Below are 15,134 nucleotides of genomic sequence, written 5' to 3'. Positions count from 1 at the left end.
CGCTTAGAGGTTCTTCAGCTCACTGCCCGGGGTGGCGACGTCCGCTGTGGCCTCGGTCTCGGCCATCCGCTTGGCTTGGCGTCGTGCCCTGCGCTTGTCGTTCATCAGGCAGACCCCGATGGCCGCGAAGAAGAGCACCAGCAGCGGGCCGGCCAGCATAAACATGGAGATGGCGTCAGCACCCGGGGCAGCGATGGCCGCCAGGACAAACACCAGGAACACGGTGATGCGCCAGGCCTTGAGGATGGTTTGGCCGGAGATAACCCCGGCCATGTTGATGCCTACCAGGACCACGGGGACCAGGAAGGCAAACCCGAGGACGAGGACCATGCGCGTAACAAAGTCGATGTAGTCGCGGGCGTCAATAATGTTGGAGAACCCGGACGGGGTGAACTGCGTCAGGGCCCGGACCACCTGGGGCACCACGAGCCATCCCGCCCAGATACCGGCTAGAAAGAGCGGGACCGCTACGGCCATGTAGCCCAGCGTGTAACGGCGCTCCTTGCTCGTGAGCCCGGGCGTTATGAAGGCCCACAGCTGGTAGATCCAAATCGGGCTGGAGATAACGAGCCCGATGACTAACGACATCTGAAGCTGGAAGTCGAAGGCCGACCCGATGTTCGAAAAGTTGACCGAAGACACGCCGCCGGTCTGCTGGGCTATCCGGTCGACCGGTTCTTTAAGCGCCGTCAGCAGTGGGTTGTAAAGTATCCAGCCTCCGATGCCGCCAATGACGACGCCGATAGCCGACTTGATCAGCCGGTTCTTCAGCTCTTTGAGGTGGTCCCAAAGAGCCATCCGCCCCTCGGGGTTGGCTTTACGGGCCCGCGACAGTGCCACTGGGGGTCAGGCGCGGTTTGACGGCGGAACGTCAGTGCCGTCTGTCGGCTCGCCGGGCGTCGCCTTGGGGTGGTTGACGATGGTGCCTTCCACCGGCCCTGAGGCGTCAGCGGAGTCGGTCTTGCCGTCGTTCTTCATTTCCTTGACTTCGGATTTGATGATCCGCATGGACTGGCCGAGGCTGCGTGCCATGGCCGGAAGTTTGGGCGCGGCAAAAAGAAGCAAAGCAACAACGATGATAATTACGATGGGCCAGGGGCCATCAAAGAGTCTTCCCACGGGAAATCCTTTCGTCTAAGTACATTTTACTTCTAGGTGAAGTCCAGATCGCCGAGCGCCTGCGGCTGACCCCGGTCGGTCTTGCGCTGCACTCGCTTGAGGCGGCGTTCTTCCCGTCGGGACGACTTGGATGCCTCGTAATCATGTCGCATGACGGTCGGCGAGGCAAAAACTGCCGAACCCGGGTGCGGCTTCGGCGGGTTCGCGTCTGCTGCGGGCTGCTCAATGGGGCCTAACTGTCCCAGTTTCTCGCCAGCTGCCCCCAGATCCTTAAGGGTGCCCATGACCTGGCGGAACAGCCGGATGCCCAAAAGGACATAGAGGAGCAGTGACAGCGCAACGAGCGCCACCCATATCAGGATCCAGGACCACCAAGGCATGCTGAGAAGTCTAGCCGCCGTACCTGGCCAGCGATGCCGCCAGCCAGGTGCGGGCCGCGTCGGCAAGCTCCGCGGGCGCCAGGATGCGGGCGGAACCGCCGTGCTGGGCCACGAACATCGGAAGCCATGCCGTGTTGCCGAACCGTATCTCAGCCACCAGCCCGCCGTCGTCGAGCTCTGCCGTGCGCTCCGCGTAGTAGTCGTCCGCCAGCCCCCTCCCCTGCCGGGTGAGCTGGACGGTGACGATCGTATCGTCGTCCTTGGCGGTGAAGAGTTTTGCCGGAACCCCCTTGGCGGGCGTGGTCCCTGGCGGCACGGGCCGGCCGTTCGGGTGAATGTCCTGAACGCGGTCCAGGCGGAAGTTCCTCAGCCCTTCCACGGAGTGGCAGTAGGCTTCGAAGTACCAGATGTTGTCCAGCGAGTAGAGGCGCAGTGGGTCCACGTCGCGTTCCGAGACGTTGTCCCGCTGCGGAGCCAGGTACCTCAGCCGCAGCTGGGACCCCGACCCGATGGCCTGCCGTACTGTGGCGTGCGTTGCGGCATCAGCAGGCGCCACTTCCGGTCCGGCAAGGGAGGCTGCACCTAACCCCTCCTCGCCGGCGGCCGCCAGGAGCTTTAGCGTTACTGATTCCAGGGCGCCGCCCTCCGCCATCTCCGGCAGGCCGTTCAGAGTCTCCAGCCCGGTCAGGAGGGCGCAGGCCTCCTCCACGGTGAAGCGGACGGGTTGGGTCAGGTCCAGGTCCTGGGTGATGTAGACGTGGTCGTCCTCCCACTGGATGTCCAGAAGGTCGTCGGGGTATCCCTCCGGCAGGCCTGAACAAATGAGGATCTGCAGATCGTCCTCCAGGTCCTTCCTGCTGATGCCAAAGTGCTCAGCAACGTCCTGGATGTGCAGCCCCTGATTGTGTACCAGGAACGGCACCAGCTGGAGCATCCGCTTGAGCTGGTCCTCCGAGGTGCGCGCGCGGACGGGACGGGCGGGCGCGGCAGCGAACTGGAATTGGGGAACGGGGGCCGCGCCGAACTCTGCTGCGGCGCGAAGCCTGCGGCGGACGGCGTAGGCAAGTTCTGCTGGAGCCACAGCCAGGGCGTCAGGGCCGTAGGAAGCGAGCTCTTCGGCCAGGACCTCCGGGTCCCGATACTGCAGGCTGATCGGCTCGTAGCCGGCCGCGGGTTGCTGGTACGGGGTGCTGTCCTGGGCAGCGTCCAGCGCATTGCCACCCTCAACGCCGCGGCGGCGCAAAGCCACAAGGCGCCCCTCCCGGACGTACACGACGGCGGTGCGCAGCGGCAGCTCCGGCAGGCGGTTCAGTTCCTGCCGGATGTTGAAGTCGCGCGGAGGCGTGAATTGCTCCCGTTCAAGGGTGGTGACCGCACTGGTGAAGCGGGAGAGCCGGAAATGGCGTGGTGCCTTCCGGACCCGGTCATAGCCCGCGAGGTACCAGTGCCCGAAGCGGCTTCCCAGGCCCCAAGGCTCCACGGTCCGTTGTTCCTCGGTACCGGTGCTGCCGGCAAGGTAGGTGAACGTGACGGGGTGCTTGGCATGCATCGCTGCAACCAGGTCGTCAAAAGCCTGGCCCGCGGGTTTGATCCTTGGCTGGACCCCTGCGGGCAGTTGGACGTCGGCCATCGCGCCGGACGCCTGCAGCTTACGCAGTGCGCTCTGGGCAGCTGTGCCTAACGCTGCGCGCTCCCAGAGTTGGGAGGCCAGGAGAAGTACTGTCCATTCCTCCGGTCCGAGCTGGACATCCGGCAGGCGGTTGGATTCCTTGCCGATTCGGTAGCGGGTGGTGGCGGGATCGTCCTCGCTCCAGCCCAGGTCGGTCAGCGTTTCGACGTCGAACCCGAATTTGCGAAGATCGCTTTTGTCCCGTTCGAACATGCGGCCGAAGGATGCCTCATTGCCCGGGGTGTCGCGGTAGATCGTTTCGCGCAGCTCACTGCGGCGCAGGCCGTACCTTGTGTTGAGCAGGGCGATCAGCAAATTCAGGAGGCGTTCAGTACGGGATGCGGACACCCTCGTTACGTTACTAAACTCCGTGCCGGAACGCAGGAAGCGCGGCAGCAACAGGATGTGATGGTCCTGTTACTGCCGCGCTCCCGGCGGATTGCAGCGCCTTTGGTCAGCGAACGCCCACGAGGTCAACCACGAAGATCAGGGCTTCGTTGGGTTTGATGGCCCCACCGGCGCCACGGGAGCCGTAAGCAAGCTCGGAGGGGATTTCGAGGCGGCGGCGGCCACCTACCTTCATGCCCAGGAGGCCCTGGTCCCAGCCCTGGATGACCTGTCCGACTCCGACGCGGAAGTCCAGCGGCGCGCCGCGGCCCCAGGAGGCATCGAATTCTTCACCGGTGGACCAGGCTACGCCCACGTAGTGGGTGGAGACGGTGTCTCCGGCTTTGGCTTCGCGGCCGTCGCCTTCGATGAGGTCTGTGATGACGAGTTCCGTAGGGACACCGCCCTCGGGGAAATCGATTTCGGGCTTCTGGCGGTCAAAGTCCCGCTGTCCAAAAGACATGGGTTGCTCCTTGGTGTTTGGCAGGTGATGTGCTGCTGTTGGATGCCGCGGCGGGGGCCGGGCCTGTTGCCATTGTTGCTACTTGGCTCCGAGGATGTCCACTACGAAGACAAGGTCGCCCTTAGCCGCGCCCTGGCCGGCGTCGCCGTAGGCCAGGTCCTTGGGAATGACCAGCAGGACGCGTGAGCCCACGGTCTTGCCGGCCAGGCCCTGGGTCCAGCCCTTGATGACGCCGGTCAGCGGGAAGCTTGCGGGTTCACCCCGGTCGAAGCTCGAGTCGAATTTTGTGCCGCCCACGAGGGTGACGCCAACATAGTTCACTGTCAGGGTGTCGGACTCCTTGACGGTGGCGCCGTTGCCCTTGATGAGGTCCTGGGATACCAGCGCGGTGGGAGCGGCAACACCTTTGACGTTGATCTCGGGGATGCCGTCTTTCTCGGTGACGGTAGGCAGGCCGGCCGGCGGGGTCACCGTTTCACCTTCGGGCTTCTCCAGCGCAGGGGTTACGTCGGAAGCGGAAAGCACCTTGATGATCAGCAGTTGCGTGGGCTGGGCTGCGGCGGACGGGCTCGGGCTGGCACCGCCGGAGGGGCTGGGGGCAGCAGCGGCCTGACCGGGAACGGCGAGAGCAAGGCTGGAGCCAACCTTGGCGCCAACCAATGCGTTGTAGATGACCTCGCTGCCGGTCTTCAATTCCTCATTGAGTTCCAGGGGCTCGGGCTCATTGGGAAAGGTGTCCTCGAGCGTGGATCCGTCCGTGCCGTTCAGGGCAAGGATGGAGATGTTGGCAACCTGGTTTGCCTTCACCGTGTCGCCGTCGCCCTCGGTGACCACCTTGATGGTGGGTTCAGCGACTTCGAGCGGCTTGGCGAATTCCACGCCGGGAGCTTTTTTGTCCCCGTTGTCGGTTAGTTTGAGGGAGTCGAACTTTGCAGTCTCACCAGCAGACTTGCTGGTGGGTTCCGGTTCTGCGCTCGAACCGCCGCAGGCGGTCAGCAGCAGCAAAGCGGGAAGAAGGAGTGCTAGTAGTCGGCGCACGTAAGAGAACTTTCGTCGGGGCAAGGTGGAGGCGGTGATCCGCAACTCGGCGGGCGGCACCGCGGCAGGCCCTCGAAAGGGCTCTATCCAGAGTAGCCCCTGAAGCTGGGTGTCAGCCCATAGAGTCGAGAAGGGCATCCACGCGATCATCGACGCTGCGGAACGGATCCTTGCACAGGATGGTCTGGTGCGCCCGGTCGTTCAGTTTTAGGTGCACCCAGTCCACGGTGTAGTCCCGGCCCAACTCCTGCGCCCGCCGGACAAAGTCGCCGCGGAGCTTCGCGCGGGTGGTCTGGGGCGGCGCGTCGACGGCGTCCTTGATGACCGTGTCGTCCACGATGCGCCGCACGGCCCCACGGGACTGAAGCAGGTAGTAGAGGCCGCGGCTTCTGGAGATGTCGTGGTACGTCAGGTCAAGCTGGGCTATCCGGGGGGCGTCCAGGCCGAGGCCGTGGCGTTCCCGGTATCTGTCCATCAACTTCTTCTTGATGGCCCAGTCGATCTCGGTGTCGATGCTGCGGGTATCGCCGCTTTCGATCGCTTTCAGCGTACGTTCCCAGAGGTCGAGGATCACCGGGACGTGGGGGTTGTGGGCGCCGTGTTCTTTGACGAACGCGGTTACTTTTGTGAGGTACTCCTGCTGGATCTCCAGTGCGGTAAGCTGGCGTCCGTTGGCGAGCCGGACCAGTGCCCGGCCGCTGAGATCGTGGGAAATTTCGCGGATGCTGCGGATGGGGTTTTCCATCCGCATGTCACGCATGATCACCCCGGCCTCGATCATTCTCAGGACCAGGTCCACCGTGCCCACCTTCATCAGGGCCGTGGCTTCAGACATGTTGGAATCGCCGACGATGACGTGTAGCCGGCGGTAGAACTCGGCATCCGCGTGCGGTTCATCCCGGGTATTGATGATAGGCCGGGACCGGGTGGTGGCCGAGGACACGCCCTCCCAGATATGGTCCGCCCGCTGTGAAAAGGCGAAGGTTGCCCCGTGCGGGGTTTTCAGGATCTTTCCGGCGCCGGCTATGAGTTGCCTCGTAACCAGGAAGGGGATCAGGATCTCGGCCAGCCGGGAAAACTCTCCGCGACGCGGAATCAGGTAGTTCTCGTGGCTGCCGTAGGAGTTCCCGGCGGAGTCCGTGTTGTTCTTGAACAAGTAGACGGTGCCGTTAAAGCCCTCGGCTGCGAGGCGGGCCTGTGCCTCGTCCACGAGGTCATCGAGGATCAGCTCCCCGGCCCGGTCGTGGGCGATCAACTGCGCGAGGTCGTCACACTCGGCCGTGGCGTACTCGGGATGGGAGCCTACGTCGAGGTACAGCCTGGAGCCGTTCGTCAGGAAAACGTTGGATGAACGGCCCCAGCTGACCACCTTGCGGAAAAGGTACCGGGCCACCTCCTCCGGGGCAAGAGGCCTCGAGTCGGGGCTGGAATAGGAGATCCCAAATTCCGTTTCGATGCCGAAGATTCTCTTGTCCATCTGTCCTCCTAGGCCAGCAGTGCAGTGATATCCGCGTCGTCAAGCCGGCGGAAGGCGCGCCGCGAGCCGCGCGAGGTCTCCGACGACCTGTCCAGGACGGCAACTTCCACAGCCTTTGCGGGCAGTGCCTTCGGCTGTTCGCCTGTCTCGGCCGCGGGAACCAGTGCGCCCATGGCAAGGTGCAGGGCGTCGGCAAAGCTCAGCGAACTGCGCCAGCCTTCCTCGATGGCTGCAGACACCTTGTCTGCCTGTCCGCCCATCACTACAAACTGGTGCTCGTCGGCGATGGAACCGTCAAAAGTCAGGCGGTAGAGATGGTCCTCCGCCTGGGTGGGACCTACTTCCGCCACTGCCAGTTCAACCTCGAACGGCTTCTGCTCGGCGGTGAATACAGCGCCGAGGCTTTGTGCATAAACGCTGGCGAGGCCGCGGGCGGTGACGTCCTCCCGGTCGTACGAGTAGCCGCGGACGTCCGCGTACCTGACACCGGCCTGCCGAAGGCTTTCGAATTCGTTGTATTTTCCGACGGCGGCGAACGCTATCTTGTCGTAAATCTCGCCGATTTTGTGCAGGGACGGCGATGGGTTCTCGGCCACCAGCGCGATGCCGTCGGCGCAACTGATGACAGCAACGGACCTGCCGCGGGCTATGCCCTTCCGTGCGAAATCCGCACGGTCCTTCATCAGTTGTTCGGGCGATACGTAAAACTGCTGGGTCATCTCAGGCCTCACGTCCGGCGGTGGTGCGGGCTTCGATGACAGTTACGGCGGCCGCGGCGAGCACGTTCTCGGCAACCCGCCGTGCACCAGCCCGGTCCACGGTGTAGACCACCGGCCATAGCTTTCGGACGGTATCAGGTCCTCCGGTTGCGGAGTCGTCGTCGGCCGCGTCGAAGAGGGCCTCGACGGCGACGGAGACTGCTTCAGCCTCGCTAAGGTCTGGCCGCCACAGCTTCTTCAAGGCGCCCCGGGCAAAAACGGAGCCGGAGCCGACCGTGTGGTGCTCGTGTTCCTCGTACCTGCCACCGGTGACGTCATAGGAGAAGAGCCTTCCCACACCGGCGCTGGTGTCGAACCCGGCGAAGAGCGGCACCACGGCGAGTCCCTGCATGGCGAGGGGAAGGTTGCCGCGGATCATCGCTCCCAGCCTGTTGGCCTTGCCTTCCAGGCTGAGGAGGGTGCCCTCAATCTTCTCGTAGTGCTCGAGTTCCACCTGGAAGAGGCGGGTGAGGTCAATGGCAATGCCGGCAGTGCCTGCGATGCCCAGGACCGAGTAGCGGTCAGCGGGAAAGACTTTCTCAATGTGCCTGCTGGCAATCACGTTGCCCATGGTGGCCCGCCGGTCCCCTGCCATCAGCACACCGCCGGCGTAGCTCATGGCCACAATGGTGGTGGCGTGCGGAACCTGCAGCGGTACGGTCCCGGACGCAGCAGCCTGAAGTCCCCCGTTGTATGGCAGGAGTTCGGGCCGGTCCCGCTGCAGATGTTCCGTAAAGGACGAGGTGGCGTTGGCGGCTACCTGGTGGGCGGTTGATTCCTGCACTCATGCACTCCTTGAACGTAGTTCTTCAACGTCGGTACAGATTCCGGCCGTCCGCGGCTTCCGCCACCCGCCGGGTCCGGGTTACTGACCGCCTTTTTGGACGAATGCGCGCACGAATTCCTCGGCGTTGGATTCAAGCACTCCGTCGATTTCATCAAGGAGGTCGTCCACGCCTTCGGTTGATGCTGATGCCTGCGCTTCAGGCGGCGCCGGTGGGGCCTCGGGAATGTCCTCGTCGACCTGGCTGTCGCGCGATTGCGGCTGCTGCTGCTCCTGGCCTGCCATTGTTACCTCTCCCTTTCCTGCCGTCGGATCCGGCGGATCCTCCGATATGCCCATCCTGCCACGATGCAGGCCGTCCGGCGCGGTTTATGCCGCAGGCGGAGCGCTGTTGTGTCCCAGGAGCTCCGCGAGGAATGGACCCGCTTCCCGGTAGCGCTGGAACAACGCTCCGGTCAGGGCTTTGGTTCCCCGAAGGGGCTCACGGGTGGGCACGCGCTGCAGCCTGCCGTAACCCGGGACATCGAAGATCACTGAGTCCCAGCTGGCACCCACTACGTCCTTGCCAAAGTTGCTGATGCACTTTCCGCGGAAGAAAGCGCGGGTGTCCGGCGGTGGCTCGCCCACGGCAGCCGCTATGGCGCCGTCGTCGACAATCCTGTCCATGCGGTTCCTGGCAAGGAACCGGTAGTACAACCCTTTTTCCGGCCTGATGTCCGCCCACTGGAGATCAATGAGCCCGAGCCGGGCGTCATTCCACTCCAGGCGGTCGCGATCCCTGTAACCCTCGAGGAGCGAGAGCTTGGCCAGCCATTCCACCGAGCTGGCCGCCGCGGCCCTGTCGCTGTCCAGCTGCGTAAGTACGGTGGCCCACCGGTCCAGGACGTCATGGGTGTGCCCGTCGCCGTCGATGGCATCACCAACACCTGTATCCTGCGCCAGCTTGGCGGCCGCTTCGTGGTACATCCACTGGAGGTCGAGTGCCGTGACGCGACGGCCGTCCAGCAGCCGCATGGTTGCGGTGAGGGACGTATCATGGCTCACCGTTTGGAGGGCGGCCACCGGCTCGTAGACCTCAATCTTTGGCGCGAGCCCCGCTTCGATGAGGCTGAGGACCAAGGCCGTGGTCCCGAACTTCAGGTAATTGGAGACCTGGCTGAGGTTGGCATCGCCAATGATGACATGCAGGCGGCGGTATTTGTCCGCCGTCGAGTGCGGCTCGTCCCGGGTGTTGATGATGGGACGCCTGATGGTGGTCTCGAGGCCCACCTCGGCTTCGAAGAAATCGGCCCGCTGGCTGATCTGGTAGCCCGGGGTGGAAGCGTCCTGGCCGATCCCCACCCGGCCGGACCCGCAGAGGATCTGGCGGCTGATGAAGAATGGCGTCAAACCGCGGACGATGTCCCCAAATGGAACGGAGCGTGGCATGAGGTAGTTCTCATGCGACCCGTAGGACACCGATTTGTTGTCTGTGTTGTTTTTGTAGAGGTTCACCGGTGGCAGGTCGGGATCTGAGCCCAGACGCCGTACGGTTGCCAGCGCGACGAGGTCACCCGCGGCGTCCCACGTGACGGCATCACGGGGGTTCGTGACCTCAGGGCTTGAGTACTCGGGGTGGGCGTGGTCGACGTACAGCCTTGCGCCGTTGCCCAGGACCATGTTCATCAGGAGGGTTCCGGACTCATCCTGCCCGTCGAGCTCCAGTTCCTCCCGGCCGTAGGCCAGTGCTACTGCTTCCGCGTCCAGCACCGGCGGCTGGTCGGTCAGTTGGCTCGGGTGGGCCGAGCCCCTGTCCACGGTCCAGCCCCTTGCGTCGTGGAGGGGCTCCTCGTCGGTGTAGTCCCACCGCGTTTCCGCTCCGCCGGCCGCACGCTGGCGCGTCACCTGGGCATATGCCTGGACCACCCTCGCGCTCATCATGGTGGCGTTCGCCGATGGCGCGGACGGGGCATGGATCCCGTATTCGGTTTCTGCTCCCATGACCCGCATGGCCCCGCCTGCGGGGAGGGCGCCCCCGGCGGACGGTTCCGGCGCAGCCGTCACAGATACTGCCCTGTGTTTGGCATCGTTTCGATGGACTTTCCAGGCTCCTGGCCGGCCTTGCCCTGGACGATGGTGCGGATGTAGGTGATCCGCTCACCCTTCTTACCGGAAATCCGGGCCCAGTCGTCCGGATTGGTGGTGTTGGGCATGTCCTCGTGCTCGCGGAACTCGTCCACCACTGCCCGCAGCAGGTGCTCGATCCGCAGCCCCTTCTGCTGCGTGGTCAGCAGATCCTTGATGGCGTATTTCTTGGCCCGGTCCACCACGTTCTGCACCACCGCGCCGGAGTTGAAGTCCTTGAAGTAGAGCATTTCGGTGTCGCCGTTGGCATACGTGACTTCCAAGAATTCATTGGACTTGTCCGTGGAGTACATGGCTTCCACCGTGCGCTGGACCATGGCGTCCACCGTGGCCTGCACGTCGCCGTCGTGCTCTGCAAGGTCAGACTCGTGGAATGGCAGATCCGTGGTGATGTACTTGTTGAAGATGTCCGCAGCAGCCTCGGCATCCGGGCGGTGGATCTTGACCTTAACATCCAGCCGTCCGGGCCGAAGGATGGCGGGGTCAATCATGTCCTCGCGGTTGGACGCGCCGATCACGATGACGTTGTCCAGCCGCTCTACGCCGTCGATCTCACTCAGCAGCTGGGGCACAATGGTTGTTTCGACGTCGGACGAGATGCCGGTGCCGCGGGTGCGGAACAGCGAGTCCATCTCATCGAAAAACACCACTACGGGGCTGCCGTCTGACGCCTTTTCACGGGCGCGGGAGAAGATGAGCCGGATATGGCGCTCCGTCTCGCCCACGTACTTGTCCAGAAGCTCGGGGCCCTTGATGTTCAGGAAGTAGCTCTTCAGGTCCACGTTTCCGGAGCGTTCGGCGGCACGGGCAGCAAGCGAATTGGCGACGGCCTTGGCGATCAGGGTTTTACCGCAGCCGGGAGGCCCATACAGCAGGATGCCCTTGGGGGCTTTCAGGCCGTGTTCCCGGTAAAGGTCCGGGTGCAGGAACGGCAGTTCGACGGCATCGCGGATTTGTTCAATCTGCGGTCCCAGTCCGCCGATGTCCTCGTAGGTGATGTCCGGGACCTCTTCGAGGACCAGGTTTTCCACCTCGGACCGCGGCACTTTTTCAAGTGCGTAGCCGGTCCTCGAGTCGATGGAGAGCGCGTCTCCCACCCGGAGCTTTTCGGCCAGGAGGGCACCGGAAAGCCGGACCACCCGCTCCTCATCGGCACGCCCCACCACGAGGACGCGGTCGGAACCGAGCATCTCCTTCAGCGTGGCCAGCTCGCCTGCACGCTCGTAACCGAGACCGGCGACGACGAGGAGCGCCTCGTTCAGGAGGACCTCCTGGCCCACAGCCAGTTGGTTGATATTTACCAGCGGGCTGATGCCCACGCGCATTTTCCGGCCAGCGTTGAAGATGTCCACTGATTCTTCAGTGGCGGCCTGACCGCTGCTGCCCGGTGAGGGCTGCCTGCGCGGGTTCAGCTGAAGAACGGTGCCGAAGCTGTAAGGAGGCTGTCCTTCCTGGTCCAACGCGTTCTTAAGCCGAAGAATCTCGGCCTTCGCGGCCTCGAGCATCGTGACCAGCTTGGTGTTGTTCTGCGTTGCCGCAGCCAGCTGGCGGTCGATGTGCCTGAGCTTGTCCCTGAGGATGTTGACCTGGCGGTCCGCAACCGAGAGGTCGTTGGCGGCAGACTGCTCTGCCGGTGTACGTCCGGAGTCCTGGTTTGGCGTCTCCATGATGTATCAGCCCCTTCCTGCGCTTCTATTAAGACCTTAGTCCCAAGATGGCAGGTAGGGAGGGAGACTCCCGAAATATGGACTAGTTCGTGATCTCCGGGGCGTCCTTGACGTTGGTGCCCGCAATGGCATCGCGGGCGGCGCGACGAAGCTTCTTGTCGGAGACCAGCCGCTCCCCCACAGCACCCGGCGTCCAGGCGTTGACGTCCTCTTCGTTGAAGTCTGTCTTGGACGGACGCCGCTTAACCGAGATGCCGGTGACGCCGTCAGCCAGCCGCCGCGTGACCAGCAGGAAGCCGGTATGGGCCACCATGCGATGGTCCGGGCGGACGGCGAGGCCCTCGAGGTGCCAGCCGCGGACCATGGACTCCCAGGCGTCGGGCTCCGTGAAGCGGCCGTCGGCGCGGATGGCCTCGGCGGTACGGGAGAGCTGGGTAACGGTGGCCACATAGTTGATCCACACGCCGCCCGGCGCCAGGACTGTGGCCACGGCATCGAGGCACTCCCATGGCGCGAGCATGTCCAGGACCACGCGGTCCACGGAGCCGGGCGCCTCGCTGCGCACAACTTCCTCCTGGAAGTCACCCAGGGAGATCTGCCAGGCGGGGTGCGGGCCGCCGAAGATTGTCTCGACGTTTCCGCGGGCGATGTCCGCGAACTCTTCACGCCGTTCGAAGGAGTGCAGGTATCCGTTGTCGCCCACTGCGCGGAGCAGGGAGATGGAGAGGGCACCGGAGCCAACGCCCGCTTCAACTACCCGGGCGCCCGGGAAGATGTCGGCCATGGTGACGATCTGCCCGGCGTCCTTAGGGTACACCACGGCTGCGCCGCGAGGCATGGAGAGAACAAAGTCAGAGAGGAGGGGGCGCAGGGTCTGGTACTGCTGGCCCACGTTGTTTACCACTACTGAGCCGTCCATCTTGCCGATGATCTCATCGTGGTTCAGGAAGCCGCGGTGGGTGTGGAAGGCGCCGCCGCTTTCGAGCGTGACAGTGTTCATGCGTCCCCGCTCGTCAGTCAGCTGGACGCGTTCGCCTTCCCGGAAGGGTCCGCGGCGACGGGCAGCTCCCACCGGCTGCGAGCCGCTGGCGGCAACACCGGCTTGGGCTGCTGCTGTGGCTTCATTGACGGCAGTTTCGCTGCTCATGATTTTCCTCGCTCCTGTAAAACTGTTGCGCCCCCGCGTCAATGACCGTGAAGACATTGTGCTTCTGCGGCGGCAATGCACGACCGGCAGGTAACTCTACCCGTTCCGGCCCTGCGGTTGCCTACCGGATTGCTGGCGCCTGCCCGTAATCGCGGACAGTACTGCGTCCTGGGAGAGCAGCCCGGTGACCCTGCCGTTGTGGTCCACCACGGCGTAGTCCCGACCTTCGAGCTGGGACAGGAAATGGAGAAGTTCCTGTCCTTTTGACCATTCCGGCACATACGCGCCGGCGGCAAGGGCATACGAAACAGCAGTGATGGGAGTTGTCCCCGCCGCTGCGGCGGGAACCGATGCCAGCGCCGAAGGATCAACCACGGCCTCTGGGCGTCCGTCAACACCGCAGACCACTACAGCGGTTGAGCCCGGTGCACCAAGCCGCAGGGCGTCCTGGACCGATGCCGTGGCAGGCAACCCTACGGCCGGCGTCGACAACCCGGCCGCACTGACCAGGTGAAGGCGCCCGCGCAGCGTTCCCTGCTGAATGGCGGCCGAAGCACCCATCCACAGGAAACCACCTACGAGGATAGTGATCATGAGCAGGCTGAACTCTGGCGAATCACCGGCAAGCAGGGGCCGCAGGATGAACCAGTAGCCGAGGGCAATGACAATCAGGCGGCCGCCCCATCCTGCTGCCACCGTCCCCTTGGCCTGGCTGCCGGTAGCCTTCCAGACGGCGGACTCCACCATCCTGCCCCCGTCCAGCGGAAGCCCCGGCAGGACGTTGAAGACGGCAATGAGGAAGTTCGCCCACATAAAGATGTTCGTGAGGATTTCGGCGACGCTGCCGAGGGTGGCGCCGTTGAGCATCAGCCAGGCGCCGGCGGCCAGGACAAAGTTGGCGGCGGGGCCGGCAAGGGCCACCAGGACGGACCGTCCCGGGGTGGCCGTAAAGCTTTCGAACTGCGTATGCCCGCCCCAGAGGTTGAGCACGATTCTCTGGGTGGGCCACCCGTAGATCCTGGCCGTCAGGGCGTGGGCCAGTTCGTGGACCAGGACCGAGATGAGCAGCAGGACGGCGTAGGCGAACGCAACGACATAAGCGCTGGCACCAAGGGCCGGGTTGCTCCGGTCAAGTACCGGCCCGTAAACAATCACGGTGAAGGCAGCGATGAGGAACCACGAATATGCCAGCACAACAGGAACACCGGCAATCCTTCCCAGCGGAATGCCTTCGCGGCGAACCGGAGCCGCCGGTTCAGTCATGGGAGCTCACCGGGACTCCGGCCGGTGTTGCAGCGGACGGCGCTGCTGAGCGGGCCACAACCAGGTCCTCTAGGTCAGCCAGGGAGCGTTCCGCCAGGGACTCCCACAATGTATACCGGCGGTCCTCCGGGAGCGGGACGATGTGGGGAATGGCAACGGTGGCCACCCCGGACGCAACTGCCGCCGCCACGCCGGGTTCCGAATCTTCCAGCGCCACACAGTGGTGGATACCCAGGTCGGGGTCCTCCTGCCGGAGCAGTTCCACCGCTTTCAGGTACGCCTCGGGGTGCGGCTTTCCCTGCGACACGGTGTCCCCGGTGACCACCACCTCGAAGTACGGCCTCGGCAGGCTGGCCACCACTTCCCGGGCGAGAGGCCCCTCGGACATGGTGACAAGGGCGCACCTGACACCGGCAAGGTGGAGGTTTTCCAGGAGTTCACGGGCACCCGGGCGCCACGGAACACTCTTCCTGACGCTGGCCACCACTTCAGCAGTGAGGGTGTCAATGATTTGGCGGATCTCAAGATCCACGCCGGCCTGCTGGAGGATGCCGGCGGAGAACGTCAAGGACTGTCCTACCAGCTGCATGGCCTGTTTATGGGACCAGGTTCCACCATGGGCTTCCACCAGCGCATGTTCAGCCGCTATCCAGTAGGGCTCCGTATCCACGATGGTGCCGTCCATGTCCCAAAGGACGGCTTTGAGCGGGGAACTGGAGGCTGGCAATCGCATGCCCCCAGTCTACGGGGACAGTCTGGACCGGGGCTGTGGCTACGCCCTCGGCGAATACGGCCGGGTTTGCTGCCGTTTGGCCACAGTGCGGAGCACTTTTCGGCGCTTCATTCAATGCAAGACCC

15 protein-coding genes are annotated in these 15,134 nt (G+C 64.1%); all 15 read right to left on the bottom strand.

All coding sequences use genetic code 11. The features are described from left to right. Window positions 1–3: 3 nt before the first annotated feature. Window positions 4–798 carry a twin-arginine translocase subunit TatC gene (gene tatC, locus CXQ88_RS09805; RefSeq protein ID WP_104043978.1) on the bottom strand — a complete coding sequence of 265 codons (795 nt, stop codon included), beginning with the start codon at window positions 796–798 and terminating at the stop codon, window positions 4–6. A gap of 48 nt (window positions 799–846) precedes the next feature. After that, window positions 847–1,119 (bottom strand): Sec-independent protein translocase subunit TatA, encoded by a 273-nt coding sequence (gene tatA / locus CXQ88_RS09800; RefSeq protein WP_104043977.1) that lies wholly within the window; start codon window positions 1,117–1,119, stop codon window positions 847–849. 32 nt (window positions 1,120–1,151) lie between these two features. Beyond that, complete coding sequence (locus tag CXQ88_RS09795; RefSeq protein WP_104043976.1) at window positions 1,152–1,499, bottom strand: hypothetical protein; 348 nt, start codon at window positions 1,497–1,499, stop codon at window positions 1,152–1,154. 10 nt (window positions 1,500–1,509) lie between these two features. Next, window positions 1,510–3,516 (bottom strand): helix-turn-helix transcriptional regulator, encoded by a 2,007-nt coding sequence (locus CXQ88_RS09790; protein ID WP_104043975.1) that lies wholly within the window; start codon window positions 3,514–3,516, stop codon window positions 1,510–1,512. Window positions 3,517–3,622: 106 nt separating this feature from the next. Beyond that, on the bottom strand, window positions 3,623–4,018 hold the full coding sequence (locus tag CXQ88_RS09785; protein WP_104043974.1) for an FKBP-type peptidyl-prolyl cis-trans isomerase: 396 nt from the start codon (window positions 4,016–4,018) through the stop codon (window positions 3,623–3,625). A 78-nt stretch (window positions 4,019–4,096) separates the two neighbouring features. Further along, window positions 4,097–5,056 (bottom strand): FKBP-type peptidyl-prolyl cis-trans isomerase, encoded by a 960-nt coding sequence (locus tag CXQ88_RS09780; RefSeq protein WP_104044072.1) that lies wholly within the window; start codon window positions 5,054–5,056, stop codon window positions 4,097–4,099. Between the two features lie 112 nt (window positions 5,057–5,168). Beyond that, window positions 5,169–6,533: a Pup--protein ligase gene (pafA, locus tag CXQ88_RS09775; RefSeq protein WP_104043973.1), complete on the bottom strand. Its 1,365-nt coding sequence runs from the start codon at window positions 6,531–6,533 to the stop codon at window positions 5,169–5,171. A gap of 8 nt (window positions 6,534–6,541) precedes the next feature. Further along, window positions 6,542–7,252: a proteasome subunit alpha gene (gene prcA, locus CXQ88_RS09770; protein WP_104043972.1), complete on the bottom strand. Its 711-nt coding sequence runs from the start codon at window positions 7,250–7,252 to the stop codon at window positions 6,542–6,544. A 1-nt stretch (window position 7,253) separates the two neighbouring features. Beyond that, on the bottom strand, window positions 7,254–8,075 hold the full coding sequence (gene prcB, locus CXQ88_RS09765) for a proteasome subunit beta (RefSeq protein WP_104043971.1): 822 nt from the start codon (window positions 8,073–8,075) through the stop codon (window positions 7,254–7,256). A gap of 81 nt (window positions 8,076–8,156) precedes the next feature. Continuing rightward, entirely contained in the window at window positions 8,157–8,360 is a 204-nt protein-coding gene (locus CXQ88_RS09760) for a ubiquitin-like protein Pup (RefSeq protein ID WP_015937113.1), read from the bottom strand. A gap of 84 nt (window positions 8,361–8,444) precedes the next feature. Beyond that, the gene (gene dop, locus CXQ88_RS09755; RefSeq protein ID WP_104043970.1) at window positions 8,445–10,118 is read right to left on the bottom strand and encodes a depupylase/deamidase Dop; all 1,674 of its coding nucleotides are present in this window, start codon (window positions 10,116–10,118) and stop codon (window positions 8,445–8,447) included. Further along, window positions 10,115–11,866, bottom strand: coding sequence for a proteasome ATPase (arc, locus tag CXQ88_RS09750; protein WP_104043969.1), 1,752 nt, complete (start codon window positions 11,864–11,866; stop codon window positions 10,115–10,117). Before arc ends, dop begins: the two co-directional genes overlap by 4 nt. 82 nt (window positions 11,867–11,948) lie before the next feature. Further along, on the bottom strand, window positions 11,949–13,013 hold the full coding sequence (locus tag CXQ88_RS09745) for a tRNA (adenine-N1)-methyltransferase (protein ID WP_104043968.1): 1,065 nt from the start codon (window positions 13,011–13,013) through the stop codon (window positions 11,949–11,951). A 96-nt stretch (window positions 13,014–13,109) separates the two neighbouring features. Further along, window positions 13,110–14,276, bottom strand: coding sequence for a site-2 protease family protein (locus CXQ88_RS09740; protein ID WP_104043967.1), 1,167 nt, complete (start codon window positions 14,274–14,276; stop codon window positions 13,110–13,112). Then, window positions 14,269–15,009 (bottom strand): HAD family hydrolase, encoded by a 741-nt coding sequence (locus CXQ88_RS09735; protein ID WP_104043966.1) that lies wholly within the window; start codon window positions 15,007–15,009, stop codon window positions 14,269–14,271. Before CXQ88_RS09735 ends, CXQ88_RS09740 begins: the two co-directional genes overlap by 8 nt. Between the last annotated feature and the right edge of the window lie 125 nt (window positions 15,010–15,134).

It is taken from the genome of Arthrobacter sp. ZGTC412 (assembly GCF_002929215.1).
Classification (GTDB): domain Bacteria; phylum Actinomycetota; class Actinomycetes; order Actinomycetales; family Micrococcaceae; genus Arthrobacter.
This window is presented reverse-complemented; position numbering and strand designations above follow the sequence as displayed.

Coding starts and splice junctions, on each gene's coding strand:
- tatC (WP_104043978.1), bottom strand. CDS start 798: ATGGCTCTTTGGGACCACCTCAAAGAGCTGAAGAACCGGCTGATCAAG.
- CXQ88_RS09795 (WP_104043976.1), bottom strand. CDS start 1,499: ATGCCTTGGTGGTCCTGGATCCTGATATGGGTGGCGCTCGTTGCGCTG.
- CXQ88_RS09785 (WP_104043974.1), bottom strand. CDS start 4,018: ATGTCTTTTGGACAGCGGGACTTTGACCGCCAGAAGCCCGAAATCGAT.
- pafA (WP_104043973.1), bottom strand. CDS start 6,533: ATGGACAAGAGAATCTTCGGCATCGAAACGGAATTTGGGATCTCCTAT.
- prcA (WP_104043972.1), bottom strand. CDS start 7,252: ATGACCCAGCAGTTTTACGTATCGCCCGAACAACTGATGAAGGACCGT.
- CXQ88_RS09760 (WP_015937113.1), bottom strand. CDS start 8,360: ATGGCAGGCCAGGAGCAGCAGCAGCCGCAATCGCGCGACAGCCAGGTC.
- arc (WP_104043969.1), bottom strand. CDS start 11,866: ATGGAGACGCCAAACCAGGACTCCGGACGTACACCGGCAGAGCAGTCT.
- CXQ88_RS09745 (WP_104043968.1), bottom strand. CDS start 13,013: ATGAGCAGCGAAACTGCCGTCAATGAAGCCACAGCAGCAGCCCAAGCC.
- CXQ88_RS09740 (WP_104043967.1), bottom strand. CDS start 14,276: ATGACTGAACCGGCGGCTCCGGTTCGCCGCGAAGGCATTCCGCTGGGA.
- CXQ88_RS09735 (WP_104043966.1), bottom strand. CDS start 15,009: ATGCGATTGCCAGCCTCCAGTTCCCCGCTCAAAGCCGTCCTTTGGGAC.